Here is a 26,448-nt window from a genome sequence, read left to right on the forward strand (position 1 = left end):
GGGCATGTCGCACGTCGTCGCAACCGGGGCCGGCAAGGCCATGATGGAACGTCGGAACGATCCGACGCACGAGTACATCCTGAAGCTCACCGGCAAGGAGCGGCCTCGGGTCCTCTTCGTCGGCACCGCGACCGGCGATGACACCGCCTACATCGTGAGCTTCTACTCCACGTACGACTCCGACAGATGCGCGCCGCACCACCTGCCGCTGTTCCATCGCGCCGTCGACGACCTGGCCGGGTTCGTGAAGGGCTTCGACGTCATCCACGTCGGCGGCGGGAACACCGCCAACATGCTCGACGTCTGGAAGCATCAGGGCCTCGACGAGATCATGCGCGAGATGTGGGAGGACCCTTCGTCGAACGTCGTGTTCACGGGAGGCAGCGCGGGCGGCATCTGCTGGTTCGAGGGCGGCACGACCGACAGCTACGGACCCACGCTGCAGGTGCTCCCCGAGGGTCTCGGGTTCCTGCACGGCAGCTTCTGTCCGCACTACGACGCCGAGGACCAGCGACGGCCGCTCTTCCACGCCTCCCTGCTCAGCGGCGAGCTCTCCACCGGGTATGCGGTGGGCAACCTGCAGTCGTTGCACTTCGAGAACAGCGAGTTCGTCACGGCGGTCAGCCCGGTCGAGAACGCGTTGGCGCTGAAGGTCGAGGCGGCCGACGGGAATATCGTCGAGACCGAGCTGCCGGTGCAGGTCCTCACCGGGGCGGCGCCGGTCGTGAAGGGGCCGTCGTCGTGAACGACAGCGTCTGGATCCTCGTCGCCGAGCTCATCGTCGTCGTCCTGGCGATCTTCATGGGCACCCGCACGAGCGGGATCGGCCTGGGCGTGTGGGGCCTCGTCGGCGTCGCGGTGCTCGTGTTCGTGTTCGGGGAGGCCCCCGGCAACGCCCCCGTCGACGCGGTGTTCATCGTCATCACGGTCATCACCGCGGCCTCGACCATGCAGGCCGCCGGCGGCATCGACTGGATGGTGTCGGTGGCCGCGAAGGTCATCCGCAAACGCCCGAAGTCCGTCGTCTTCCTCGCGCCGGCCATGTCGTTCCTCTTCACGGTCGGCGCGGGGACCGGCAACATCTTCTACCCGCTGCTGCCCGTGATCTACGACGTCTCCTACCAGCAGAAGATCCGGCCGGAGCGGGCGCTGTCGGTCTCGGCCGTCGCCTCGCAGGTCGGCATCCTGTGCTCGCCGGTCTCCGCGGCCACCGCATCGATGGTCGTGCTGCTCGCGCCGCAGGGCGTCGACCTCGGCGGCCTGCTCCTCATCATGTGGCCGGCCTCGATCGCGGGCCTGCTCGTCGCCGCCCTGGTCATGATGCGTCACGGCAAGGACCTCGAGGACGACCCGGAGTACCAGAAGCGCCTGGCGGAGGGGCAGATCAAGCCGCCCACCGTCGACGCGCACGAGAACAAGCTCCCGCCGACCGCCGTGCTCTCGGCCTCGCTGTTCCTCGCCGGCGTCGCGGTGATCGTCTTCTTCGGCCTGTTCGAGAACCTCCGTCCGGTCATCGGCACCGATGACGACGGCGGCCCGCTCCGCCTGAGCGTCACGGTGATCATCGAGGTCGTCATGGGCATCATCGCCGCGCTGATCTTCGTGTTCTGCAAGGTCAAGGCCGCCGACGTGCCGAAGCAGTCCACGTTCCCCGCGGGCATCGTCGGGGCCATCGCCCTGTTCGGCATCGCCTGGCTCGCCAACACGTTCGTCGCCGCGAACCAGACCCTCATCGTCGACGGGCTGGGCTCGGTCGTCTCCGGATCGTCCGCCTTCCTCGGCGCTCTGCTGTTCGCGCTGGCGCTCTTCGCGGTCGCCATGCTCACGACCAGCCAGTCGAGCGCCACGAACGCGATCGTCCCGATCGGCATCACGATCGGTCTGCCCGCCTCCCTGCTGGTGGGGCTGTGGCCGGCGGCGATGGGCATCTACACGCTGCCCGCCAACGGCAGCCAGGTGGCGACGGTCGCGTTCGACCAGACCGGGACGACGAAGATGGGCAAGTTCGTCATCGACCACTCGTTCCAGCTGCCGAACCTCGTCTACGTCGGCACGGCCATCGTCGTCGGGGTGGCGCTGTCGTTCCTGTTCACGTGACATGACCGACGTCGTCGACCGGTCGGCGCTGCGGCAGTTCCTCCTGGGACTGGCTCAGGGCATGAATGCATCGGCGGAGTCCGTCGACCGCATCCGGGACACGATCGCCGAGGTGGCCACGGCATCGGGGGGAGACGGCGCCGACTTCGTCGTCCTGCCGACGATCATCATCGTGGAGACGGGGGACGCGGAGGAGCAGCGGGTCGCGTTCCGGTCGGCCACGAACGCCTCGTTCCGCTTCGACCAGATCGCCGCGCTGTACGACCTCATCGCGCAGGCGAAGACCGGCGCCGTGGACCCGCTGGACGGCATCCGGCGGCTCAACGAGATCGGCGCGATGCGCCCGCGGCTCGGCTGGTTCACCCGCACGCTCGGGCATGCCATCCTCACGACCGGCCTCGCGCTCCTGCTCGCGCCGACCTGGCAGGGCGCGCTCGTCGCCTTCGTGCTCGGCTTCGGGATCGGCCTGCTCAAGCTCGTGCGCTCCCCCACGCTGCAGCTGGTCATGCCCATCGCCGCGGCCTTCGTGTGCGCCGCCGCGGTGTTCCTGCTCGCGGAGGTGATCGAGATCGGCGACCCGATCCGGCTGCTGATCGCGCCGCTGGTGACCTTCCTCCCCGGCGGCGTGCTCACCACGGCGACGGTCGAGCTCGCAGCCGGGCAGATGATCTCCGGTGCGTCCCGCCTCATCTACGGGTTCGTGCAGCTCGCCCTCCTCGCCTTCGGCATCCTCGCCGCGGGCGCGGTGGTGGGCGTCTCGAGCGACTCGTACGAGGCGCTCGACGCCTCCTCGTCCTACCTGCCCTGGTGGGTGCCGCTGCTGGGCATCCTCGTGTTCGCGCTCGGCAACTACTTGCACTTCTCCTCCCCGCCGTCCACATTCGGGTGGGTGCTGCTCGCCCTGGTCGTCGCCTACCTCGGCCAATGGGCGGGAACGGAGTTCATCGACCCGGCGGTCGGCGGCTTCGTCGGCGCGGTCGCCGTCACGCCGGTCGTGTTCTGGATCGCCGGGCTGCGCCACGGGGCCCCGTCGCAGCTCACGTTCCTCCCCGCGTTCTGGCTGCTGGTGCCGGGAGCGGCGGGGCTGGTGGGACTCACCGAGGCGGTGGCGACCGACAACGGTCTCGCCGACTTCACCGCCGCCCTCGTCTCCGTCATGTCGATCGCCTTGGGTGTGCTCATCGGCACGGCGCTCTACCGCGTCGTGCACCACGGCGCGGAGGAGTTCGTCCAGTTCGCCGTCGCCCCGCCGCCCGCGGAGGACGAGGAGCCCGCGCCGACGCTCTGGCACCGCCTGTCTGCCCCGCTGCGCCGCCTGCGCCGCCGCGATCGCTAGCGGTACACCTCGCGACGGTGGCCGGCGTGCACGACGACGACCGTCAGGATCCCGTCCTCGATCCGGTAGAGAACCCGGTAGTCCCCCGTCCGCACCCGCCACTCCGGTCGGCCGGTGAGCTTGCGTGCCGCGGGGGGCCGTGGGTCTTCGGAGAGGAGCTCGATGACGGCCTGGATACGTCGGGACCCGGTGTCGATCAGAGCGTGGCGAGGATCTCCTTCATCTCCGCGATCTCCGCGGTCTGCGCGTCGACGATGTCCTGCGCGAGGGCGACCGCGTCGGCGTTCTCGCCGTCCGCGACCTCCGTCTCGGCCATCTCGACCGCGCCCTCGTGGTGGGCGATCATCTGCTCCAGGAACAGCCGGGACGCCTCCGGGCCCGCGGCGGCTTCGAGCGCGGCGAGGTCGTCGTCGCTCATCATGCCGTCACCGTGGTCCATTTCCGCGGGGTCACCCGCCTCGGCACCCCAGTCGTCGAGCCACCCCTGCAGCTGCTCGATCTCCGGGCCCTGAGCGGCCTTGATGCGTTCGGCGAGGTCGGTCACCCGTGGGTCGACGTCATCCTTCGCGAGCACGATGTCCGACATCTCGACGGCCTGCTCGTGATGGACGATCATCATGGACGCGAACATCGCATCGGCCTCGTTCGCTCCGGCCAGCGGGGCGTCCGAGGTGGAGTGATCCATACCGGAGTGGTCGGCCGGTCCCGCAGGTGCGGCCGAGGCGCATCCCGCGAGGGCGAGGGTTCCGACCAGCACGAGGGCGGCGGCGGCAGCGGTTCGATTCTTCATTTCTCTCTCATCTCTGTCTGTCGGAAGGGCGTCCGCGGTCGCGGAGCCCGGGCGCTCACCAGCGCCGATCAGGTCCGACTGATGCAGAGGACGTGGAGTGAGGGGGGACGGAGAGGGGCGGCGGCGGTTCCCGCGCGCACGCGGAGGGCGCGCAGCAGGGGAGCGATCACGGCCGCGCGGGTGGGGCGCAGCACCAGGAGCAGTCCGCCGAGGAGCGCGAGGACGCAGGCCGCGCCGCCATCCCCCGCGGAGTCGTCGGGGGCGACGGCCGCCTCGGCGACGGACACCGCATGCGCCGCCGACGCCGAGGGGTGCCCGGGCACCGGTGCCGCGTGGCCCGCCATCGCGTGCGCTCCGGGGGTGCCGTGCGTGTCGAGCGCGTGCATGCCGAGGAGCCCGAACACGACGCCGCCCACGAGGAGGACGACGAGCAGCGCCCTCTGGAGCACGCGACGACCGGCCATGGGTTCACTATACCCGGTGGGGGTATAGTGGACCGCAGTCAGCGGGCGACGCCCGCGCGACGCAGCAGCCGGCGGACGGCGAGAACGACTCCCGCCACCGCGAGCTCCCCGAGCACCCGGCCGAGCAGCGTGGCGATGAGCACCGGCGGGACGAGGTGCTCCGGGGAGAACACCGGGAGGGCCACGAGGAAGAGCACCACCCCGGTCACGGCGCCGGCGAGCAGGACACGACCCGGGCGGACCGCGGCGTCGCGCCGGAACGGCAGCGCGAGGTCGAGGACCGCGCCGCCGAGGACGAGCGGCACCACCCCGAGCAGCCCGATGGGGGACACCGCGAGCGTCAGCACCCCGGTCACGAAGGCGGCCAGCGTCGCCATGCCAGGGACCCGGGTGACGACGCGGGCGAGGAAGGGCAGTGCGGTGTGCACGGCCGCGACCAGGGCATACGCGGGAGGGGAGGCGGCGGCCAGCACGCTCGTGACCGGGACGACAGCCAGGAAGACGAGGGCCTGAACCGCGCCGAGGGCTGCGCTCACGAGCAGGGCGCTGGTCGGCACACGGCGGGACACGGGCGATAACGGACCACTCACTCCTCCGAGCCTAGAACTCCCGGCGCCCCTCGCTCCGCAGCGTCCTGCACCGTGCGGGTTTGGATATCGTAGGGGTGGGGATGCGTACCTGGGGAGGGACGATGCCGACTTTCGGCGCGCAAGGGGACACGAGGTTTCCGCGGGTTTCCGCGCACGTGATCGGGCGTCCGCGGCTGAACGCGGTGCTGGATGCCGGGGCTCCGCTCACGCTGCTGCGCGGCGCCGCGGGCTCCGGGAAGACCACCGCCCTGGTCGGCTGGGCCTTCACCTGCTCCGCCCGGGTCGTGTGGCTCACGGTCACACCGGCCCTGGCGACGAGCCCGGCACTGGCATCTGCGCTGCTGCGGGTGCTGCGCGGCACGGACACGGACACGGGCGCAGGCAGCACCGATCCGGCCACCGGGGACGGCTGGCCCGCCGTCGGGCACTATCTGTGCGATCACGAGGAGCCTGTCGTCATCGTCCTGGACGACGCCGCCGCGCTCGACCGGGATGCGGTCTTCGACCTCTGCCGCACGGTCGCCGTCCCGTCGCACGTCCGCCTGATCGTCGCCACGAATCGCCCCAGTCCCTTCGACAGCGACGGCATCGGCCTCGTGATCGACACCGCGCTGATCTCTCCGGAAGACCTCGCGTTCGACACCGACGAGATCCGCCGCGCTCTCGACGTGGACGAGGACACCGCCGTCGCCGTGCGGGCGGCCACCGAGGGATTCGCGGCGGTCGTGCGTGCCGTCGCTCTCCGCGGCCGTGCCCCCGACGGCACGACGATCGTGGAGGTCGCGACGGCGGCGGTCGACGACTACCTCCGCAGCCGCATGGAGGAGGGCACGTTCGGCGCCGGCGTCCTGGAGGGTCTTATCCGGATCAGCATCACGGACACGGTCGACCTGCCGTTGGCGCAGGCCCTCAGCAGCGATCCGGACATCGGCACGGCCCTCGACGAGGCCGAGGCGTTCGGCTTCGGCCGATGGTCGACGGACTCCGGGCGCCGGACCTTCACGATCGCCGCGCCGGCCCGCACCCTGCTGCGTCACGACCTCCTGCGGCGGTTCCCCGCCGAGATCCGCGTGCTCCGACGCCTCGCGATCGAGGGCGCCCTGCGCCGCGGCGCCCCCTTCGAAGGACTGCGCCTCGCGATGGAGGAGGACGACCTCCACCTCGCGGCCCACGTCATCATGTCCGGGTGGAGCCACCTCCTGGACCACGACGGTCGCCGGGTCGTGGCGCTGCTGGGCGACCTGCCTCTCGCCCGGCTGAAGCAGGAGCCGCTGGTGGCCATGCTCCTGGGCATCTGCCTCAATGCCAACCGGCTCCGGCGGGTGCGCGGACTGCAGCTGCTGCGGATGGCGATCTCCGCCGCGAACGCCCGTCGGAACACGCTCTCGCCGACGGAGCGCCTGTTCATCTGGACTGCCGAGAGTGCGGCGCTGCGCGTGATCGGGATGCCCGACAGGGCGGGGCAGGTGGCCGCCCGCGCGCTGGCTCTGTTCACCGAGACACCCGAGTCCCAGTGGGAGCAGTACGCGATGGAGATGCCGCTGCTGTGCACGCACCTCGGCATCTCGCTCTACTACGGCGGCCGTCGGGAACAGGCCGTGCGCCTCTTCGACGAGGCCGCCGCCCTCGCGGCGTCGCAGGGCAGCGGGAAGGCGTTCCACGCCGTCAGCCTCCTCGGCGGGATCCACGCCCTCAACGGCGATCTGCCGGAGGCCCGGCACTATGTCGAGATCATCCGCGACGGCTCGTGGGATCCCGCGCAGCTGGACGGCTACCGCGGCACGTTCTACCGCGTCGCCGAGGCGATGCTGGCGGTCGAGGACGGCGACCTCGCCGCAGCCAAGCACCACGCGCGCGCCTTCCTCCCGCACCGGGCGACGAGCGAGCACTGGACGACGATGGCGACGGTCGAAGCCTGGATCGCGCTGCACGAGGGCGATGCCGCCGGTGGGCTGGAGCGACTGGAGTCGTTCGCCCGGCTGCGCGGACGCGAGGCCGGCTCTCCGCCGGCCCGCCAGGCGCTGAGCCGCCCGCGGATCCTGCTCCACCTCGCCCTCGGCGACATCCGCGCCGCGCGCGGCATCAAGCAGCGCGACGCCGGGGCGGACCGCTTCGGCACCCTTCTGGAACGAGCCAGGGTCGCCCTGATCGACGGTCGCGCGCCCGAGGCGGCGCGGCTCCTCTCTCACACGCGCCTCGAGCCGACGACCTCGCGCGAGCGCGCGGAGGCCGCGGCGGTGCAGAGTGCAGCCCTCCACCGGGTCAGTCCCGCCGCCGCGCAGGCCGTGACCGAGGCGCTGAACGCCCAGCTCGCCGACCGCGGACTGCGCACCCCGCTGGCGCTGCTCAGCGCCGAGGATCTCGCCGCCGTCCGCGCCGACCTCGCTCCGATCGGCGGCGCGCCGCTGCCCGGCCGATCCGCGTTGCCATCGTTCGCCGCCCGCCCGAGGCTGTCCTCGCGGGAGCAGGTGGTGCTGCACGCGCTCACCACCGGGGCGCCGCTGCCCGAGATCGCCGCGGAGCTCCAGGTCTCGCCGAACACCCTGAAGACGCAGCTCCGCAGCATCTACCGCAAGCTCGACGCGGCCAACCGTACGGAGGCACTCGAACAGGCCGCCCGGCACGGCCTCCTCCGCGGATGACGAGAGCCCCGCCCGTCGCAGACGACGGGCGGGGCTCTCCGGCGGAACCGCTAGCTCTGCATGCGGCGTCGGCGCACCAGCAGCAGCACGGCACCGCCGATCAGCAGGGCGATCGCGAGCCCGAGGACCCACGGGGCCAGCTGTCCACCCGTGAGAGCGAGCGGCGTCAGCACCGGGTTCTCGGTCGTGCTCGTCGGCGGCGTGATCGTCTCCCCGCCGGGAGGCGTGGCCGACGCCGTGGCCGCGTTCCGCAGCGTCGCTCCCGCCGCGTCGGCGTGCACGGTCACCGCATAGGTGATCACGACGCGCTCCCCTTCGGCGAGGCTGCCGGTCCAGCGCAGCGTCGTGCCGTCGATCGTCGGCGCGGCCACCGCACGGTCACCCACCGTGGCGGTCGCCGAGCCGCGGAGGTCGGCGTGCCGCAGCACTCCGGCCAGGTCATCCGTGACGACGACCTCGTCCAGACCCGTCTCGCCGGTGTTGGTGCCGGTGAGGGTGTAGGTCACGACGCTGCCCGTCGCGACGGCGGAGCCGGATGCGGGGTCGGACGTCTTGACGAACGCGAAGCCCGGGGTGCCGACGGGGTTCTCCGTCGTCACCGGCGGCGGGGTCAGCTCGGCGCCACCCGGAGGCGTCGCCGTGCCCTCGACGGTGTTCGCGATGATCACGCCGCCGGCGTCGCCGTGCACGGTCACCGAGTAGGTGATCGTGACGCGCTCGCCGACCGCGAGGTCACCGGTCCAGGTGAGCTCATCTCCCGCGACGACGGGTGTCGCGGCGGTGCCGTCGCTCAGGGTCGCCGTCGCGTCGCCGTTGTAGGCGGCGTGGGCGAGCACACCCGAGAGGTCGTCGACGATGCGGACCGGAGCCAGCGCCGTCTCCCCCGTGTTCACGCCGGTCACCGTGTAGGTGACGACGCTGCCCGGGTCGACACGCGTGCCGGAGGCGGGGTCGGCGAACTTGCGCAGCTCGAAGCCCGGCTCGTTCACGGGGTTCTCGGTCGTCGCCGGCGGCGTCTCGATGGGCGGCACGCCACCCGGCGGGGTCGCCGAGCCGGAGGCCGAGTTCTCGATCACGGACCCGCCGGCATCCGCCCGCACGGTCACCGAGTAGGTGATCGTGACGGTCTCGCCGACCTGCAGCGCACCCGTCCACGACAGCCCCTCCTCGGCCACCGTCGGCGCGGTGGTCACCGTGCCGCCGATCGTCGCCGTCGCGTCGTCGTTGAACTCCGCGTGCGCCAGGACACCGGAGAGGTCGTCGGCGATGGTGACGGGGTCGAGGGCCGTCTCCCCCGTGTTCACGCCGGTCACCGTGTAGGTGAGGACGCTGCCCGGGTCGACCGCCGTGCCCGCAGCCGGGTCGACGCTCTTCGAGACGGAGAATCCGGGCTCGTTGACCGGGTTGGTCGTGACACCGGGCGGCGGGGTGATCGTCGATCCTCCCGGCGGGGTCGCCGTCGCGGACGCCGCGTTCTCGATCACGGTTCCGACGCCCTCGGCGCTCACGGTCACGGAGTAGGTGACGGTCACGGTCTGGCCGACCGCGAGCGCCCCCGTCCATGACAGCTCCGTGCCGTCCAGGGTCGCGGCACCCGCAGCGGCACCCGCGATGCTCGCCACGGCGTCCGCGTTGAACGTCGCGTACGGCAGCACGCCCGACAGGTCGTCGGTGATCGTCACCGGGTCGAGCACCGTCTGGCCCGTGTTGACCGCGGTCAGCGTGTAGGTGAGCACATCACCGGGGTCGACAGCGGTACCGGCGGCGGGGTCGACGGTCTTGGCGAACGCGAAGCCGGGCTCGTTCACGGGGTGCTCCGTGCTCGACGGCGGCGGCGTGATCGGGGTGCCGGGAGTCGTGGGGCTCTCGGGGTCGCTCGGGTCGGCGGGGATCAGCGGGGTCGCCTCTCCGGTCGCCGTGTTCGCGATGGTCTCGCCGCCGGCGGTGGCGTCGACGGTCACCGAGTAGGTGATCACGACGTCCTGGCCGGGGCGCAGCACGCCGTTCCACGAGAGGGCGCCGTCGGCCACGCGGACGTCGCCGCGGGTCGCGGACACGTCGTCGTTGTACGACGCGTGGGCCAGCGCCGCGCGCAGGTCGTCGCCGATCTCGACGGGGTCGAGGACGGTGTCGCCCGTGTTGCGGCCGGTCACGGTGTAGGTGATCACGCTGCCGGGGTCGACGCGCGTGCCCGTCGCCGGGTCGGCCGTCTTGGTGACGGTGAACCCGGGGGTCGCGACGGGGTGCTCCGTCGTCGCCGGCGGGGTCTCGACCGGGGTGCCCGGCGTGGTCGGGCTCTCCGGGTCGGTCGGGTCGGTCGGGATCAGCGGGGTGCCCTCGCCGGACACCGTGTTGCGGAGCAGCACGCCGGTCGCCTCCTCGTCCACGGTCACCGTGTAGGTGATGTCGACGCGGTCGCCGGGAGCGAGCGTCCCGGTCCAGGTGAGGGTGGTGCCGGAGAGCGCGACGGATCCGGACGAGGCCTTCGCGTCGCCGCCGTACTCCGCGTTCGCGAGGACGGCGGAGAGGTCGTCGACGATCGTCGCGGGGTCGAGGACCGTGTTGCCGGTGTTGACGCCCGAGACCGTGTAGGTGATCGTGTCACCCGCGCGGACGGCGGTGCCGGAGGCCGGGTCAGCCGACTTCGAGACCTCGAAGCCCGTGTCGACGACGGGGTGCTCCGTCTCTGCCGCCGGCGGGACGATCGGGGTGCCCGGGGTCTTCGCCCCGGAGGGGTCGGCGGGGTCGGTCGGGATCTGCGGCGTGGCCGATCCGGTGACGACGTTGTGCAGCAGGGCCTTCTCGACACCCGCGTCCACCGTCACGGTGTAGCGGATCGTGACCGATTCCCCGCGCGGGATGGCGCCCGTCCAGGTGAGGGTGGCGTCGGCGACCCGCACGGAGCCGCGGTCGGCCGTGACGTCGTCGTTGTAGCCGGCGGAGCCGAGCACGCCCGACAGGTCGTCGACGATCTCCGCGGGATCGAGGTCGGTGTCGCCCGTATTGGTGCCGGTGATCGTGTAGGTGATCGTGTCACCGGCGGACACGGCCGTGCCGGAGGCGGGGTCGGCCGACTTCGAGATCGTGAAGCCGGAGCCGATCACGGGGTGCTCGGTGGTGACCGTCGGCGGGACGATGGGGTCACCCGGAACCTGCGGCCCGGTCGGGTTGCCCGGGTTCGGGGTGGTGGGAGTGCCCGATCCGGTCACGCTGTTGCGCAGGATCTCGCCGGAGGTGTCGTCGCCCACGGTCACCGAGTACGTGATCGTCACGGTCTGTCCGGGCTGAAGCGTTCCGGTCCAGGCGAGGGCGTTCCCGGTCAGGGTCGCGCCGCCCGTGGTGACGGTGGTGCCGCCGACCGTGGTCGTGATGTCGTCGTTGAAGGCGGCGCTCGCGAGCACGCCGGAGAGATCGTCGGTGACGGTCGCCGGGTTCAGGACGGTCGCCCCGGTGTTCGTGCCCGTGACGGTGTACTCGATGGTCTGGCCCGGCTCCACCACGGTGCCCGCGGCGGGATCGGAGGTCTTCGCGACCTCGAAGCCGGCGACGGGGTGCTCGGTGGTGACGGCTGGAGGGGTGATCGGAGGCAGACCCCCGGGCGGCGTGCCGGATGCGGTGACGCGGTTGGCGATGCGCTCGCCCTCCACGCCCTCGTCGACGACGACGGAGTACGTGATCGTGAGTACCTGCCCGGGCTCGAGGGCACCGGTCCAGGCGAGGTCGTCGCCCGTGACGGTGGCGGCGCCGGACGACACCGGGTCGCCGTCGATCGCCGTGGCCACGTCGCCCTGGTACTCGGCGTTGGCGAGCACACTCGACAGGTCGTCGGTCACGGTGACCGGGTCGAGGCGGGTGTTGCCGGTGTTCTCGGCCTGCACCGTGTAGGTCAGTCGCTGGCCGGCCTGCACGGCGGTGCCGTCGGCGGGGTCGGAGGTCTTGCGGAGCGCGAGGTCCGGCGCGAGGCGGACGTTCGTGTAGGTGCACGTGACGTCGGTGCCGAGCGGGCCGGACGGCTGGGTGACCTGTCCGTCGGCGGTGACGGCCACCGGGGTGGTCGAGCCGTCGGCGTTCACCTGCAGGCAGACGAGGGAGGCGTCGTACTTCGTGAGGTCGGTCGAGCCCGCCGCCGACTCGGACAGCCGGAAGGTGTCCCCCTGGTTGGTGAACACGGGGCCGACGTAGTCCGGCTGCAGACCGGAGCGGTCGCCACGGGTGACGGCGTCGGTCTGCGCGACCTGGTAGCCGACCGGCGACTGCACGCGGAGCCCGAACTGGTCGGTCCCGGCGTGACGGCCTTCGGGGAGATCCTTCTTCAGCGTCAGCGTGTTCGGGAACGTGCAGCTCGCCATGTCGGTGGGCGAGAAGGACCCGAGCGAGGTGGTGTTGACGGTCTGTCCGCGGGGCAGATCGACCTCGACGATGTACGGGTTGGTCCCCCCCACCGAGACGAAGATGTGGCCGAGGTTCCCGAACGCGATGCCGTTGCCCTGCACGCCCGCGCCCATGTCGTGCACCTGCTTGGCATCGATCGTGGCCGTGCTGGGCTGGAGCGTTGCGGGCAGGTCGGCGGAGTAGATGTATCGGTCGGCGACCAGCACGAGCTGACCGGAGGCACTGAAGGCCATGTCGCCGTTGGCCCCGAAGGCGCTGCTGCCGGTAGTCGGGCGCAGCTTGCCTACCTGCACGTAGGTCTGCGGCGTGACGCTCTCGTTCCACGCATAAAGGTTGATGGCGCCATCGAGCGTGCCGCTGGCGAAGTAGTACACGCCCGTGACGGGATGCACGGCCCCTCGGAGGACAGAGGAGTCTGTGCGGCTGGTTCCCAGCGTGAACGGCGTTCGGGTCGTCGTTCCCTCGCCCCGACGGTCGTGCTTGGCCAGCACCTTCTCCGTGCCGACGTTGGTCACCGTGTACGCGTACGTTCCGTCCGCCGACAGGCCGAGCCCGTTGTCGGAGTGGCCGAGGCCGATGCTCGTGGCGCCGAGGGTGCCGCCCTGCTCGTTCACGGCGAACTCGCGCACCTCGGTGGCGCTCTGCACGTACACCGCTCCCGGCGTGCAGAGGAACGGCTCTGCCGCGGCGGCAGGCGCGGCGGTCAGCGTCCCGCCGACGACGATCATCGACGATGCGACGAGCGCCGTGCTCACGGCACCGCCGATCAGCCTCTTCGTCCGGCCCCGCCAGCGGCTGTGCCGCTCCGGCGGAAGGCCATCGGACGTGCGGTCCTTGCGGGCAACACGGAATCCCATGACTGCTCTCCCCATTCATCGCGTTCCGGCACGCATCCGCGCACACGGAAGCCCCCGCCCCCTCAGGCGACCGCCGAGCACCCTTTCGGGCAGGGTGGACTCGGTCCGGGCCTCCGCCAGCCTGCCCGGCTGCCGCGGAGGCCCCCGACCGAACCGGGGGAATTCACCCCTGCTTTTCACCCCGGGACGGCACGCCGGAGGGCGCACCGGGATCCCGATGCGCCCTCCGGTGGTCGCGGGCCTACTCGCGAGAGCCGATCTCCTCGATCGGGCGGCGGCGCAGCGCGGCCCCTGTCGCGACCCGCAGCGCGACGAGGGCGAGCGCGCCCATGCCGCCGACGATCGCGAGGGAGCCGAGCACGGGCATCGCCGGGAGCGGCTGCCCGGAGATGCCGTAGCTCATCCCCATCAGCGGCGGGATCGCCACCAGCACGCCGAAGACCATCGCGAGGGCGGCGATCAGGATCGCCTCGGTGCGCATCGTGGCGCGCACCTGTCCCCGGGAGGCGCCGATGAGCTGCAGCAGGGCGAACTCCCGGGACCGCTCCCCCGTCGCCATGACGAGCGTGTTCACGACGGCGATCGCGATGTACCCGAGGATGACCAGCAGACCGATGAGGCTCACCCATCCCTGCTGCGACACGGCCCCGGTCATGCTGGGCTTCTGACCCGAGCCGGGGGCCACCTGCAGACCGTCGGCGGCGAAGGCGTCGGCCGGCGCGTCACCGTCCACCGACACGAGGGCGAACGAGTCGAGCGCTGCGGAGGTGTGCGCGCGGACGTGGTCGACCGCCATGGTGAGATCGCCGAACCCGAGACCGCGCTCGTAGATGCCGACCACGGTCGCCTCCAGCGGCGCCCCGTCGCCGAGGACGCCCGTCACCGGGTCGCCGACGTCGAGGCCGAGCGTGTGCGCCGCATCGGCGCTGACCGCGACGGTCGCACCGCCGTCGAGGGCGGTGAGGGACCCCTCCTGCACCCGCAGGTCGAGCAGGCCGTCCGCGGTCGTCGGGTCCACGCCCTGGAGCACGTACTCCGTGCGCTCGATCTGACCTTCGATGTCGAGCGAGTCGAGCACCGCGGTGCTGACGACCACGCCGGTCGCTGCCGTCACCCCCGGCTCGTCGCGCAGCGCGCCGACGGCGTCGGGGGAGAGCCCGGCCGGGGCGGCCACACGCAGGTCGGCGGTGACCCCGGCCCGAGCCTGGGTCGCGGCCTCGTCCGCGACGATCGCCGGCCCGCCGATCTGCACGAGACCCAACCCGATGCCGAGGGCGATCGGGAGGATCGCGGCCGCCATCCGCCGACTGCCCGCGGTGGTGTGGGCGGCGGCGAGGAAGCCCGCGGCCGACGAACGACGCAGCACCGGCCCGACGAGGCGCACGCACAGGGCGACGAGCCACGGTCCCAGGAGCGCGAGCGCCACGATGAGCATGATCGCGGCTCCGGCGGAGGCGCCGACCGCTGCGTCGCCGCGGAGCATCAGCGGGACGGTCGAGACCGAGACGCCGGCGGCGGCGAACACGATGCCGGTGATGATGCGGGGCAGGCCGATCGGGCCCTGGCCCGTCGAGGAGTCGCGCAGCGCCTCGATCGGATCGAGGCGGGCGGGCCGCCGGGCCGCGATGCGCGCCGCTCCCCAGGCCGCTCCGAGCACCAGCACCAGTGCGCTCAGCGCCGGGAACGGGCTCAGCGCGAGGGCGAAGTCGCCGGGGATGACTCCTCCGGCCACGAACGCCGACTGCAGTGCGGAGGACAGCAGGTACCCCGGGGCGATCCCGAGCAGCGCGGCGACGACGGCGACCGCGAGCGTCTCCCGCGCGATGAGGGCGTGCACCTGCGACGGGGTCGCCCCCACCGCGCGGTGCAGGGCATACTCGCGGCGACGCGCCTGGACCGACAGCGACAGCGTCCCCGCGACGATGAACAGGGCGACGAGGATGCAGGTGCCGACGAACGCGCTGCCGATAGCGATGAGCAGGGTGCGCGCCGCCGCCGAGTCGAGGAACTCCACGTCTCCTCTGGCGTCTCCGGTCCGGGCGACCAGATCCGGGAACGCCTCGCGGATCGCGACCGCCGTGCGCTCGGGGTCCCCGTCGACGAACACGCCGAGCGCCTGCGGGGCCCCGTCGTGCGGGTCGAGGTCGCGGATACGCTCGTCCGTCAGGAACACCGACACCGCGCGCTCCGGCAGGCTCTCCGCCGAGACCACACCGACGACCGTGTACGTCGCCGCGATGCCGCCGTGGGCGAGCGCAAGGGAGTCGCCCACGGCATGCCCGGCTCCGGAGACCACCACGACCTCGTCGTCGGCGGCGGGCTCCCGCCCCTCCGCGAGCGTGAAGCCGGTGAGTGCCGTCGCGGACCAGGGGTGCGCCTCGACCACGGCAGGGGCCGTCCCGCCGGGCACCGACAGAGGCACGGTCACGTCGGCGACCACGGCCTCGACGCCCGGAAGCGCAGCGATCTCGCGCGCGGCGTCGGCGGGGACGGGAGCGCGCTCACGCAGCGGCACCGGCAGGTCCTCCGGCACGTCGACCTGCTGCACCGCCCCGACGACCACCTCGGCCGCCGTGTAGCGCTGCGGGGCGAGGCCGCCGCGGATGCCGGACTCGACGAGCACGCCGAGTCCCGTGACGAGCGCACTCGCGACGAAGATGGCGACGAAGACCCCGGCCAGACTGCGCCGATGATGACGGAGGTCGGCGCGGACGATCCGTCCGAGCCCGAGCGGCGCGGCCGACATCACCACTCCCCCAGCGTGCTCATGCGATCCGTGATCTGCTGCGGGGTGCCGCCGTCGAGATGTCCGGCGAACGCCCCATCGGCGAGGAAGATCACCCGGTCGGCGTGGGACGCCACCACGGGATCGTGGGTGACGACGACCACGGTCTGATGCAGCTCCTTCGTGGTGTGCGCGAGGAGGTCGAGCACCTGCTTCCCGGTGCGGGAGTCCAGGGCCCCGGTGGGCTCGTCGCCGAACACGACGTGCGGGCGGGTGATGAGGGCTCTGGCGATCGCGACGCGCTGCTGCTGTCCGCCGGAGAGCTCGGCAGGGCGACGGTGGCGACGGTCGGTGAGCCCCACCGCGTCGAGCAGCGTCTCGAGCCGGCCGTGATCGAGGGGGCGGCGGCCGAGGCGCAGCGGGAGGGTGATGTTGTCCTCCACGCTCAGCGCCGGCAGCAGGTTGTAGGCCTGGAAGACGAAGCCCACGTGGTCGCGGCGGAAGGCCGTGAGCTGCCGGGGCGTGAGCGCGGAGATCTCGGTGCCGCCCAGGTGCACCGTGCCACTGGTCGGGCGGTCGAGGCCTGCGGCACTGTGCAGCAGCGTGCTCTTGCCCGAGCCGGACGGCCCCATGATCGCGGTGAACGAGCCTCGGGCGATGGCGAGGTCGATGCCACGGAGCGCGGTCACCCGGGTGCTGCCGGAACCGTAGGTCTTGACGAGGCCGCTGAGGCGCAGGGCCTCGGCGGGGGCCGCTTCGACGAGCGGCGCAGAGGAGAGGGAGGTCATGCTTCGACGGTAGGAAAGCCGCGCGACGGCTCCCATCCCGCACGGTGCCGCATCGATGGTGGAGCTGGCTCTACCGCGGGCCGCGGGGCGCTCGGGCAGACTTGCAGGGTGAACGACGGATGGATGCGCCGCTGGCTGCGTGGATGGCTGCCCGATGCGCGGTTCCTCGCCGTCGAACTCGGGGCCTCCGTCGTGTCCCTCGCGCTGTTCTGCGTCATCCTCGTGCTGCTGCCGCTCATGCTCATCACGGGCGGGGTGCTGCTGCTCCCGCAGGTCGTGCAGGTGCTGCATGCCTGGAGCGACCGGGCGCGCCGCCGGATCGGACGCCGGCGCGGGGAGGACCTCCCCCCGCTCACGCGCACGCTGCCGCGCGGCGCGACGATCGACGAACGGCTCCGCTACGCCTTCTCCCGCGCCACCGCCCGAGACGCGCTGTGGCTCACGGTGCACGCCTTCCCGGTGATGTGGCTGTCGCTGCTGACGCTCGCGCTGCCCCTGTCCGCCGTCAACAGCCTCGCCGTCACCTGGTACTGGCAGTTCGCCCCGGCCGACGACCCGGTGGGCTCACCGTACCCGGTCACGTCGTGGGAGCTGGCGTGGACCATGCCGCTCGTCGCCCTCGCCTATGCGGTGGCCGCGCTGTTCCTCGTGCCGGTGGTCGCCCGGCTGGTGGCGTTCGTCTCGGCGAAGCTCCTCGCGACGCCGCAGAAGTCGCGCCTCGCCGCCCGCGTCGACGCGCTGACTCTCAGCCGCGCGGCCGCCCTCGACGCCCATGCCGCCGAGCTCCGTCGCATCGAGCGCGACCTGCACGACGGCGCCCAGAACCGCCTGGTGAACGTCGTGATGATGCTGGGGATCGCGGAGCGCGCCCAGGAGACGGGTGGCGACGTGCTCGAGCCGTTGCGGCGCGCGCAGGACGCGGCGACCGATGCCCTCGCCGGCCTCCGCCGCACGGTGCACGACATCTATCCGCCGATCCTCGACGAACTGGGTCTCGAGGGGGCGCTCGCCTCGCTCGCCGGGCGCAGCGTCGTCCCGTGCACGCTCGACGCCGCGGACGTCGGTCGGGTGCCGGCAGCGGTCGAGTCGGCCTCGTACTTCGTAGTCGCGGAGGCGCTGACCAACGTGAACAAGTACAGCGCCGCGACCCGCGCCACGGTGCGGGTCGAGCGAGAGGGCGAGCTGCTCCTCATCGCGGTGGAGGACGACGGGGTCGGCGGCGCGGTCGAGCGTCCGGGCGGGGGTCTCGCGGGGATCCGACGCCGGGTCGAGGCGTTCGAGGGCACGATGGACCTGTCGAGTCCCGCCGGGGGACCCACCATCCTGCGGACGGAGCTGCCATGCGGATCGTGATCGCGGAGGACGACACCCTGCTGCGGGAGGGCCTCGCGCTCCTGTTGCGCAGTGAGGGCTTCGACGTGATCGGCGCCGTGCCGGACGCGGACGGGTTCCTCGCCCTGCTCGACGAGGCCGATGCGGCGGTGGTCGACGTGCGGATGCCGCCGACCTTCACCAGCGAGGGGCTCAAGGCCGCGGCCGAGGCGAGAGCCCGCCGCCCGGGCTTCCCGGTGCTCGTGCTCTCGGCGTACGTGGAGGACCGTTACGCGGGGGAGCTCCTCGCGGCGGGGGCGGACGGCCTCGGCTACCTGTTGAAGGAGCGCGTGGGCAAGGTCGCCGCGTTCGTCGACGCCCTGCGCCGGGTGGCCGCCGGGGGGACCGTGATGGACCCCGAGGTCATCTCGCAGCTCATGAGCCGGCGTCGCGCCGACGACCCCGTGCAGACCCTCACTCCGCGGGAGCGTGAGGTGCTCGGGCTGATGGCCGAGGGCCTCGACAACACCACCATCGCCGCACGCCTGTTCGTGACGGAGACCGCGGTGAGCAAGCACATCGGCAACATCTTCGCCAAGCTCGGGCTCGCCGCCAGTGACAGCGGCCACCGCCGCGTCCTCGCCGTCCTCGCCTATCTCCGCGGCTGACGCTTCCGCCCCCTCCCCTCTTTCGCTGAGACCCCGGGTTGTCGTCGACGCCCCGGGGTTCTCGCGTCTGCAGCCCGGGGTCTCGCCGCGTACCCGGGGTCTCGGCGAAGAGATTCAGTATTCGGTGTTGCTAAGTACCGGTACTCAGTGTTACTTTGTACCGGTACCCAGCAACACTGAGTACCGAACGGAAGACAAACAACGAGAGGAGGGGACGATGGGCAAGCAGATGACCGAGATGCTCAAGGGAACCCTGGAGGGCATCGTGCTGGCCCTCCTCGCCGAGCAGCCGGCCTACGGGTACGAGATCACCGCACGGATCCGAGACCACGGGTTCACCGACATCGCCGAGGGCACGATCTACGCACTCCTGGTGCGCATCGAGCAGAAGAACCTCGTCGACGTCGAGAAGGTGCCGAGCGAGAAGGGTCCACCCCGGAAGGTGTACACCCTGAACGCCCAGGGCCGACAGGAGCTCGAGGAGTTCTGGACCACCTGGAGCTTCCTCAAGACGCACATCGAACAGCTGGAAAAGCGCGACACCGAGAACAAGGAGAACTGAGCATGGCCGCGAAGTGGATCGAAGCGATCACCGGATCACTCGAAGAGAAGAAGCAGTACAAGCAGGCGCAGGCCCGCATCAACGCCCTCCCCGAACCGTACCGGGAGATGGCGAAGGCCCAGCAGCGCTACAACCTCTCCTACGGGGGCCTCACCGACGGCGACACCATCGTGAAGATGTTCCTCGACATCGCCGACATGTGGGAGCGCGCCGCGATCGACGGCACCCCGGTCAGCGCGATCGTCGGCGACGACCCGGTCGAGTTCGCCGAGAACTACGCCGCGGCGTACGGCGGTCGCCAGTGGATCGACAAGGAGCGCGCACGCCTCATCAAGGCGTTCGACGACGCGAAGAAGAAGGAGGAGGAATCATGACGACGCCTGCGATCTCCGTCCGCGGCATCGAGAAGTCGTACAAGGACCTGCACGTGCTGCGCGGCGTCGACTTCGAGGCGGAGCGGGGATCGATCTTCGCCCTCCTCGGGTCGAACGGCGCGGGCAAGACCACGATGGTCCGGATCCTCTCCACGCTGCTGAAGGCGGATGCCGGCACCGCGTCGGTGCAGGGCATCGACGTCGCGGCGGACCCGCTCGGCGTGCGGGAGAGGATCAGCCTCACCGGGCAGTTCGCCGCGGTCGACGAGATCCTCACCGGACGCGAGAACCTCGTGCTCGTCGCGAAGCTGCGGCACCTGCCCGACCCGGGTGCGGTGGCCGACCGGCTCCTCGCACGCTTCCGGCTCACCGAGGCCGGGGGCCGCAAGGTCGGCACGTACTCCGGCGGGATGCGACGCCGGCTCGACATCGCGATGAGCCTGGTCGGCGACCCCGAGGTCATCTACCTCGACGAGCCGACCACGGGCCTCGACCCCGAGTCGCGCATCGAGGTGTGGGACGTCGTGAAGGAACTCGCGAGCGGCGGCACGACCGTGCTGCTCACCACGCAGTACCTCGATGAGGCGGAGCAGCTCGCCGACCGCATCGCGATCCTGCACGAGGGCCGCATCATCGCGAACGACACCCTCGCCGGACTGAAGCGGCTCCTTCCGCCCGCGAAGGTCGAGTACGTCGAGAAGCAGCCCACCCTCGAGGAGATCTTCCTCAGCCTCATCGGCCCTTCGACAGGCTCAGGGACCCACCCTTCGACGGGCTCAGGGACCCAGGTGAAGAAAGGAGATGCAGCATGACCACGCACTTCGCCGCCGACACGGCGACGCTCACCGGCCGCTCGATGCGGCACATCTTCCGCAGCCCCGACACGATCATTACCACCGCGGTCACCCCGATCGCCCTGATGCTCCTGTTCGTGTACGTCTTCGGCGGCGCGCTCCAGCAGAGCACCGGCGCCGAGAACTACGTGAACTACCTGCTGCCGGGCATCCTGCTCATTGCGATCGCGTCGGGCATCGCCTACACGGCGTTCCGGCTGTTCACCGATATGCAGAGCGGCATCTTCGAGCGGTTCCACTCCATGCCGATCGCTCGGTCGAGCGTCTTGTGGGCCCACGTGCTCACGTCCCTCACGGCGAACGCGATCACCCTCGCGATCATCTTCGGGGTCGGGTTCCTGATGGGCTTCCGCACCGGGGCGAGCGTCTGGGCCTGGCTCGGAGTGATCGGCATCCTGATGCTGTTCACCCTGGCGCTCACCTGGCTGGCGATCATCGCGGGCCTGAACGCCAAGACCGTCGACGGGGCCAGCGCCTTCTCGTATCCGCTGATCTTCCTGCCGTTCATCAGCTCGGCGTTCGTGCCGACCGACACCATGCCGGCTCCGGTGCAGTGGTTCGCGGAGAACCAGCCGGTGACCTCGATCGTCAACTCCATCCAGGCGTTGTTCGCGGGGGAGCCGGTCGGGTCCGACATCTGGGTCGCTCTCGCCTGGTGCGTCGGGATCCTCGCGGTCGCCTACGTCTTCGCGATCATCTCCTACCGGAAGAAGGTCAGCTGATCGACGTCCAGCGAGACGGAACGCTCCGACCGGGGACTCTCCCCGGCCGGGGCGTTTCGCCGCGCTCGGCGCGTGTTCTCCCGGCCGCGTTCCGTCGCGTCGGGTTGCGTCAGGTCGCAGATTCTCGCTGAGGTCGCAGCTTCGCCCGGAATCCGTGCGACCTCGTGCGGATCTGCGACCTCAGCGGAGGCCGACCGGACCGAGCACCACACGGCGACCCGTCCGGACCCAGATCGCGCCGTCGGCACGGTGCTCGGCGCGGGTCGTGAAGCGGTAGCGGTAGGACACGGCTCGCACCCACCGCGGCCGCTCGCCGTGGAAGGGGTCCACCCGCAGCATCCGCAGCGTCGGGGCATCAGCCTCCAGCAGCCGCACGAGGAACACGGAGAACCAGTCGTCCAGCGAGTGCCCGAGCGGCAGGAACCACATCAGCCAGTCCAGCCGCAGATGATACGGAGCGAACTGCCGCGGGATCCGCCGCACGTCCCCCGGCTTCCCCCGGAACTCGTACTCGCGCCAGTGCCGGCCCTCCTCGTCGTCCGACCCCTCGACGACGATCTCGACCCGCTCCCGCGTGACCGTGCCGAAGGCTCCGTAGGCGTTGGCGAGCTGCCAGCGGTTGAAGCTCGCGTTCATGAGCTGCCGTCGCGCGAAGAGGTTGCGCACCGCGGGCACGCTCAGCACGACGAAGAGCACACCGACCGCCGAGGTCGCCACGACCCACCACAGCGGCATGCCCGACACCGTCCACGGCAGCGAGGTCTCCGGCGTCCGCTCCGGAGTCCCGATGCCGGGGAGGCCGATCGCGGAGAACCCGAGCACGATCGTGGCCCAGTTCAGCCACGCGAAGTTCCCGGTGAGCACGAGCCACAGCTGCGTCGCGATCACGATCCCCCCGGCGACGGCACCGACCCACGCGGCCCCTTCGACAGGCTCAGGGACCCAGCCAGCGCTGTCGGGGAGCCAGAGGGACAGGATCGGCGCGAAGAGGAAGAACGGCACGACGAGCTGCGCGACGTGGTTGCCGACCACCTCGAGCTTGTGGAACCACCGCGGCAGCAGATGCGCCTGGCGGCTCAGCGGCCCGGGCATCGGCTGGGTCTCGTGGTGGAAGGTCATCGCGGTGAGGTCGCGCCACTCGCGTCCGCCGCGGATCTTGATCATCCCGGCGCCGAACTCCAGCCGGAACAGCAGCCACCAGAACAGCACGATCACCACAGTCGGCGGCGGCTGGTCGTTCGAGCCGAGGAACGCCGCGAGGAACCCCGCCTCCAGCAGCAGCATCTCCCACCCGAACGAGTAGAACGTCTGCCCCACGCTCACCACCGACATGTAGCCGAACCACAGGGCGAGGAACGCGAGCATCGGCACCCACGGCGGTCCGAGCTGGGGAACCCCGACGACGAGCAGCGCGGCGACGACGATCCCCGCCCAGGACAGGGCCACCAGGCGCCGGTCGGTGTAGCGGACGCGGGTGAAGAGCGTGGGGTGCAGCAGCTTCCGGCGCTCGCGCTTCTGCGTCACCCAGTCGAGCAGCACGGGCGCGGGCAGGAGCCCATGCTCGCCGAGGAGCGGACGGAACTGGTTCAGCGTCGAGACGAACGCGACGAGGTACAGCGCCGCGATGCCCCGCTGCAGGACCTCGCGGGCGAACCCGAAGTCGACCGCCGCGAACCCGTCCACGGCCACAGGCTACGCCGCGACCCGCCGGCCGATGAGGGGGTTGCGCGTTCCGGAGATCAGTTCTGCATCGCGATCTGCTGGCCCTTCACGAGCGGATACGCCGCGAGCTCGGAGCCGTCGAGATCCTCCTTGTGCATGTCCACACGCGTGATCTGGCTGTTCTCGTAGGTCGTGTAGTAGTATACGCCGGTCGCGGTGTTGGCGCACGACGAGTAGATCGTGATCTCGTACTTGTTCTCATCGCCGACCTGCACGCACCCGCGCTGCTGGGCGACCGAGCCGAGGATCTGGAAGAACTGGCTGATCGACTCCGACTCCGACGTCCCGCACACCGAGTTCATGCGTGTGAACACCGCCTTCACGAACCGCGACGACGACGACAGGTCGCCCGGCAGGCCGATCCCGCCCATGCCCCGGCTGTAGAGGTCCATCGGGACGTCCGAGGCGAAGGTGTTCTCCGGCTGCCGCTTCGAGAGGTGCTGATAGTCGTTGAGCCGGAAGCTCTGGATGTCGAACGTGGGATTGTTCGTGAGCACGCCCCACGGGTTGTCATACACCTTGAGGCCGCCGCGCACGCTCTCGACCGTGATCGACGCGCTCTTGTCGGCGATGATCCAGTGCAGCGGCGACAGCGGGAACTCCGGGCTGAAGTTGATGTCCACGAGACTCACCGACCGCAGGGCCTCTTTCACCTCGGCCACGGTCTCGAACTGTCCGAGAACCCAGGGGATGAACTCGAACGGCGTGACCTCGGTGTCCCCCGACCCCGGTGCCGGATAGTGCGCGTTGTCCGGGAAGTTGAGCCCGGCCATGCCGAGCCCCTTCTCGTTGACGGCGTCGTAGTAGAGCGGGTAACCGTCGGCGATCGTGGCGATCCCGATGATCGCGTGATGCGTCGGCAACGACGGCAGCCGGTGGAACGGGAACGGGAAGTTCCGCGGCGTGACGGTCACCGTCTCGTTGTAGGAGAACTCCAGATCGAGGTTCCTCCCGAAGTAGTGGTCGGCGGTCGTGAAGCTCAGTCCTGTGCACATCGGTCTCTTCCCCCCTCCGCGACCCGGGCGGGTCGGCGAGTGCGGGCCATGCTTCCACCTTCCGGGCATGAGCATAAGGGGGGCTCACCCACGACGAAGGAGGGCCTCCCGCTGCGGGAGACCCTCCTTCGAGACGTGCGACGGGTGTCAGATCTCGCTACCGGCTCCTCCCGACGACCGGACGATAGCTCCGATCCACAATGCGACGTTCACTCCCGCGACGATGCAGAGGATCAGCGGCACCCACCCCGCAGCACTCGCTCCATCGACGAAGACCAGCAGAGCGAGGAGGGCGACTTCTGAGAGCATGAGCCCCCACAGCGTTACGTGCACCACTCGTATATGGCGAAGGTCGGTCGACATCAAGGCGCCCGTGGACAAAACCATCAGCGCAGCTAACAACATATTGGTCATGGTTTTCTCCACCGCAGGAGACCCTTTCACGCTAATTGGGCACGCAGAAGTAGCCGGACCGCATCACCGTAGGGGCGAAGGGCAGAACTCCAGTCACCCAGGTGTGCCCTACCCAAACACCACGGCTCTTGATGTTGCAGACATTAAGGAGTGCCGCACCGAAGCCAAGGAGCGCGCCTGCCAAGGATGTGACGTTAACCGCCACCCTGATGGTGATCGACGACCTGGACGAGCTTGCTGCCGGAGACTTCGTAGTGCGTCGCGATGCGCTGGCCTCTCGCATCCGTAGCCCACGGTGTGCCAATCCTTCCGATCATTGCGGTGAGTACCCCAGTGCCGTCGTCCACGGCAGTTCTGCTCAATGAAGCCGAGCCGTCCTCGTTGATCGCGATATCCACATCGTCGGGCAGCGCATACGACAAGCGTCCGGGCGCATCCGGGCCGGTGATGACCGTGCTAATGCGCAAACCACCCTCAAGTGCCTGAATCACCCCGGTCACCTCTGACCCCTCGCCCACCGCGCTCCCGTCCTGTGCAACGGACACCTCAGCGCTTTGAACCTGCTCAGGCAGACCGATCGTGAGGCCCGTCAGCTCCCCTCCCCACGTACCGGCCGGCGAGATTTCAATCGGGTCCGAGAAGGCGCGAGGCACGGATACGGTTGCGTCCTCCCCGGCTGAGACGAGCGCTCCGTTCAGAGGCTGCAACGGCACCTGCGTCACTTCATCTGCCTGCGGATGGATCTCCGCGGCGGACGAGACGACATCCACGGCTTCCTCCGTACCGTCGATTTCAAACGCGTTCGCTGCCACACCCCCGGAGGAAGCGAGCATGGCGACTATCACGACGCTCGCGATACCGACGCGCGGGAATCGGTTCTGTCGATTCATCAGATACCTCTTCTTGTATCGAGTTCAACATCCCGCCTGTACAGGACAGTACCCGGGCTGTCGTAGGCGCGCTGTCCCCCCTTCGGGGGACAGCGCGATCAGACCGGACGATCGGAATAGCTGAGCGCGACCATGACCGTGACCGCGAGCGAAAAGGGTCGCCCACGACGAAGGAGGGCCTCCCGCTGTGGGAGACCCTCCTTCGAGACGTGCGACGGGTGTCAGCTGGTGACGGTCCAGTCGAACTGGTCGCCGTACTCCTCGAGCCACGCGTCGACCGCGTCGGCTTCCTTGCCCTCGCCGTACTCGTTGACCACGAGGTCTTCGAGCGCGCCGTACTGCTCGTCGTCCAGCTTGATCTTCTTGATCAGCTCGGCCGCCTCGGGGAACTCGTCCGCGAAGCCCGTGGTGCCCAGGAAGTGCAGGCCCTCGGCCTCGCCCATGGCACCCTTCGGGTCCTCGAGGTCCTTCACGGGGAAGGCGTCGTTCGCCCAGAACGGACGCCACAGCGTGACGACGATGTCCTCCTTCTTGTCGGTCGCGGTCTTCAGCTCGGTGAGCATCGCCGCGGTCGACGAGGTGACGAGCTCGTACTCGCCGTCGAGGCCGTACTCGGGCATCATCTTCTGGGTCTGGGCGGTCAGGCCCGCACCCGGCTCGATGCCGTAGATCTTGCCGTCGAAGTCGGCGCCCTTGCCCGCGAGGTCCTCGATCGAGGTGAGCTCGGAGTACTCCGGCACCGCGAGGGTCAGCTTCGCGTTCTTGTAGTACGTGCCGAGGTCTTCGATGTCGTCGCCGTAGGTGTCCATGTAGGAGGCGTGGGTGAGTTCCGGCCACGCCGACGGGTACATGTCGACGTCGCCCTGCGCGAGTCCGGTGTAGAGCGGGCCGGCTTCGGTGAGCGTCTTCATCTCGACCGTGTAGCCGATCTTCTCGAGCTGGTCCTGCAGGAGGTAGGCGGTGCTGAGGCCGTCGGTCCAGGAGGGCAGGAACCCGAGGGTGATGGTGCCCTTGTCCTCGGCACCGTCGCCGCCGCCGCTCGTGCCGCCGGCGCCGTCGCCGCTGCATCCGGCGAGGGTGAGCGCTGCGGCTGCACCGAGGGCGGTGATGGTCAGGATCTTCTTCTTCATGTGACTCTCTCTCTTGCGTTCCGTATGTGATTCAGGAGGTGCGGACGAGGCCGCGGGACAGCTGTGCCGGGATCGAAACCGTGCCGGGAGCCGCGCCCCGGCGCCCGTTTTCCATCCCGCACCGG

At 70.5% G+C, this 26,448-nt stretch carries 22 protein-coding genes; 10 read left to right on the forward strand and 12 right to left on the reverse strand.

The window, feature by feature from the left end:
* Positions 1–4 precede the first annotated feature (4 nt).
* From AB0N68_RS05400 to AB0N68_RS05410, 3 genes are read left to right on the forward strand one after another with little or no spacing between them, the layout of a single operon-like run.
* Entirely contained in the window at positions 5–745 is a 741-nt protein-coding gene (locus AB0N68_RS05400; protein ID WP_363332284.1) for a Type 1 glutamine amidotransferase-like domain-containing protein, read from the forward strand.
* Entirely contained in the window at positions 742–2,097 is a 1,356-nt protein-coding gene (locus tag AB0N68_RS05405) for an anaerobic C4-dicarboxylate transporter family protein (RefSeq protein ID WP_280565790.1), read from the forward strand. The genes AB0N68_RS05400 and AB0N68_RS05405 overlap by 4 nt, the downstream gene beginning before the upstream one ends.
* A 1-nt stretch (position 2,098) precedes the next feature.
* Complete coding sequence (locus tag AB0N68_RS05410) at positions 2,099–3,433, forward strand: threonine/serine exporter family protein (protein WP_187662908.1); 1,335 nt, start codon at positions 2,099–2,101, stop codon at positions 3,431–3,433.
* Here AB0N68_RS05410 and AB0N68_RS05415 read toward each other — a convergent pair.
* The 4 genes from AB0N68_RS05415 to AB0N68_RS05430 all read right to left on the reverse strand — a co-directional run bounded on the left by AB0N68_RS05415 (position 3,430) and on the right by AB0N68_RS05430 (position 5,277).
* Positions 3,430–3,633: a type II toxin-antitoxin system RelE family toxin gene (locus tag AB0N68_RS05415; protein WP_280565831.1), complete on the reverse strand. Its 204-nt coding sequence runs from the start codon at positions 3,631–3,633 to the stop codon at positions 3,430–3,432. The genes AB0N68_RS05410 and AB0N68_RS05415 overlap by 4 nt on opposite strands.
* The gene (locus AB0N68_RS05420; protein WP_280565792.1) at positions 3,630–4,223 is read right to left on the reverse strand and encodes a DUF305 domain-containing protein; all 594 of its coding nucleotides are present in this window, start codon (positions 4,221–4,223) and stop codon (positions 3,630–3,632) included. Before AB0N68_RS05420 ends, AB0N68_RS05415 begins: the two co-directional genes overlap by 4 nt.
* Positions 4,224–4,291: 68 nt before the next feature.
* Positions 4,292–4,687 carry a DUF6153 family protein gene (locus AB0N68_RS05425; RefSeq protein ID WP_259951753.1) on the reverse strand — a complete coding sequence of 132 codons (396 nt, stop codon included), beginning with the start codon at positions 4,685–4,687 and terminating at the stop codon, positions 4,292–4,294.
* Between the two features lie 38 nt (positions 4,688–4,725).
* A complete protein-coding gene (locus AB0N68_RS05430) occupies positions 4,726–5,277 on the reverse strand; it encodes an ECF transporter S component (RefSeq protein WP_280565795.1) in 552 nt (183 codons plus the stop codon).
* 101 nt (positions 5,278–5,378) lie between these two features.
* Between AB0N68_RS05430 and AB0N68_RS05435 the strand changes: the two genes are divergently transcribed.
* Positions 5,379–7,919, forward strand: a complete 2,541-nt coding sequence (locus AB0N68_RS05435) for a LuxR C-terminal-related transcriptional regulator (RefSeq protein WP_363332288.1) — start codon at positions 5,379–5,381, stop codon at positions 7,917–7,919.
* Positions 7,920–7,969: 50 nt separating this feature from the next.
* Here AB0N68_RS05435 and AB0N68_RS05440 read toward each other — a convergent pair whose 3' ends face one another.
* The 3 genes from AB0N68_RS05440 to AB0N68_RS05450 form a co-directional block, all read right to left on the reverse strand.
* On the reverse strand, positions 7,970–13,168 hold the full coding sequence (locus tag AB0N68_RS05440; protein ID WP_280565799.1) for a DUF7927 domain-containing protein: 5,199 nt from the start codon (positions 13,166–13,168) through the stop codon (positions 7,970–7,972).
* Positions 13,169–13,409: 241 nt separating this feature from the next.
* Complete coding sequence (locus AB0N68_RS05445) at positions 13,410–15,914, reverse strand: FtsX-like permease family protein (RefSeq protein WP_280565801.1); 2,505 nt, start codon at positions 15,912–15,914, stop codon at positions 13,410–13,412.
* On the reverse strand, positions 15,914–16,681 hold the full coding sequence (locus tag AB0N68_RS05450) for an ABC transporter ATP-binding protein (RefSeq protein WP_280565803.1): 768 nt from the start codon (positions 16,679–16,681) through the stop codon (positions 15,914–15,916). The genes AB0N68_RS05445 and AB0N68_RS05450 overlap by 1 nt, the downstream gene beginning before the upstream one ends.
* A gap of 108 nt (positions 16,682–16,789) precedes the next feature.
* On the opposite strand from AB0N68_RS05450, the gene AB0N68_RS05455 reads away from it, so the two are divergent.
* The 6 genes from AB0N68_RS05455 to AB0N68_RS05480 all read left to right on the forward strand — a co-directional run bounded on the left by AB0N68_RS05455 (position 16,790) and on the right by AB0N68_RS05480 (position 21,172).
* Entirely contained in the window at positions 16,790–18,034 is a 1,245-nt protein-coding gene (locus AB0N68_RS05455; protein ID WP_268777526.1) for a sensor histidine kinase, read from the forward strand.
* Entirely contained in the window at positions 18,022–18,660 is a 639-nt protein-coding gene (locus AB0N68_RS05460) for a response regulator transcription factor (protein WP_105949014.1), read from the forward strand. Before AB0N68_RS05455 ends, AB0N68_RS05460 begins: the two co-directional genes overlap by 13 nt.
* Before the next feature lie 217 nt (positions 18,661–18,877).
* Positions 18,878–19,222 carry a PadR family transcriptional regulator gene (locus AB0N68_RS05465; RefSeq protein ID WP_187662898.1) on the forward strand — a complete coding sequence of 115 codons (345 nt, stop codon included), beginning with the start codon at positions 18,878–18,880 and terminating at the stop codon, positions 19,220–19,222.
* 2 nt (positions 19,223–19,224) lie between these two features.
* Complete coding sequence (locus AB0N68_RS05470) at positions 19,225–19,596, forward strand: DUF1048 domain-containing protein (RefSeq protein ID WP_268777527.1); 372 nt, start codon at positions 19,225–19,227, stop codon at positions 19,594–19,596.
* Positions 19,593–20,408: an ABC transporter ATP-binding protein gene (locus AB0N68_RS05475; RefSeq protein WP_280565809.1), complete on the forward strand. Its 816-nt coding sequence runs from the start codon at positions 19,593–19,595 to the stop codon at positions 20,406–20,408. The genes AB0N68_RS05470 and AB0N68_RS05475 overlap by 4 nt, the downstream gene beginning before the upstream one ends.
* Positions 20,405–21,172, forward strand: a complete 768-nt coding sequence (locus tag AB0N68_RS05480) for an ABC transporter permease (protein WP_187662895.1) — start codon at positions 20,405–20,407, stop codon at positions 21,170–21,172. Before AB0N68_RS05475 ends, AB0N68_RS05480 begins: the two co-directional genes overlap by 4 nt.
* 180 nt (positions 21,173–21,352) lie before the next feature.
* On the opposite strand, the gene AB0N68_RS05485 is transcribed toward AB0N68_RS05480, so the two are convergent.
* The 5 genes from AB0N68_RS05485 to AB0N68_RS05505 form a co-directional block, all read right to left on the reverse strand.
* Entirely contained in the window at positions 21,353–22,855 is a 1,503-nt protein-coding gene (locus tag AB0N68_RS05485; protein WP_187662894.1) for a lipase maturation factor family protein, read from the reverse strand.
* Between the two features lie 56 nt (positions 22,856–22,911).
* Positions 22,912–23,889, reverse strand: coding sequence for a choloylglycine hydrolase (gene bsh, locus AB0N68_RS05490; protein ID WP_292793892.1), 978 nt, complete (start codon positions 23,887–23,889; stop codon positions 22,912–22,914).
* Between the two features lie 147 nt (positions 23,890–24,036).
* Positions 24,037–24,315, reverse strand: coding sequence for a hypothetical protein (locus AB0N68_RS05495; RefSeq protein WP_280565816.1), 279 nt, complete (start codon positions 24,313–24,315; stop codon positions 24,037–24,039).
* Positions 24,316–24,497: 182 nt separating this feature from the next.
* Entirely contained in the window at positions 24,498–25,193 is a 696-nt protein-coding gene (locus AB0N68_RS05500; RefSeq protein ID WP_268777533.1) for a hypothetical protein, read from the reverse strand.
* Positions 25,194–25,414: 221 nt separating this feature from the next.
* The gene (locus AB0N68_RS05505) at positions 25,415–26,323 is read right to left on the reverse strand and encodes a glycine betaine ABC transporter substrate-binding protein (protein ID WP_259951737.1); all 909 of its coding nucleotides are present in this window, start codon (positions 26,321–26,323) and stop codon (positions 25,415–25,417) included.
* Positions 26,324–26,448: the final 125 nt, after the last annotated feature.

Source organism: Microbacterium meiriae (assembly GCF_040685015.1).
In the GTDB taxonomy this organism is placed as follows: Bacteria; Actinomycetota; Actinomycetes; order Actinomycetales; family Microbacteriaceae; genus Microbacterium; species Microbacterium meiriae.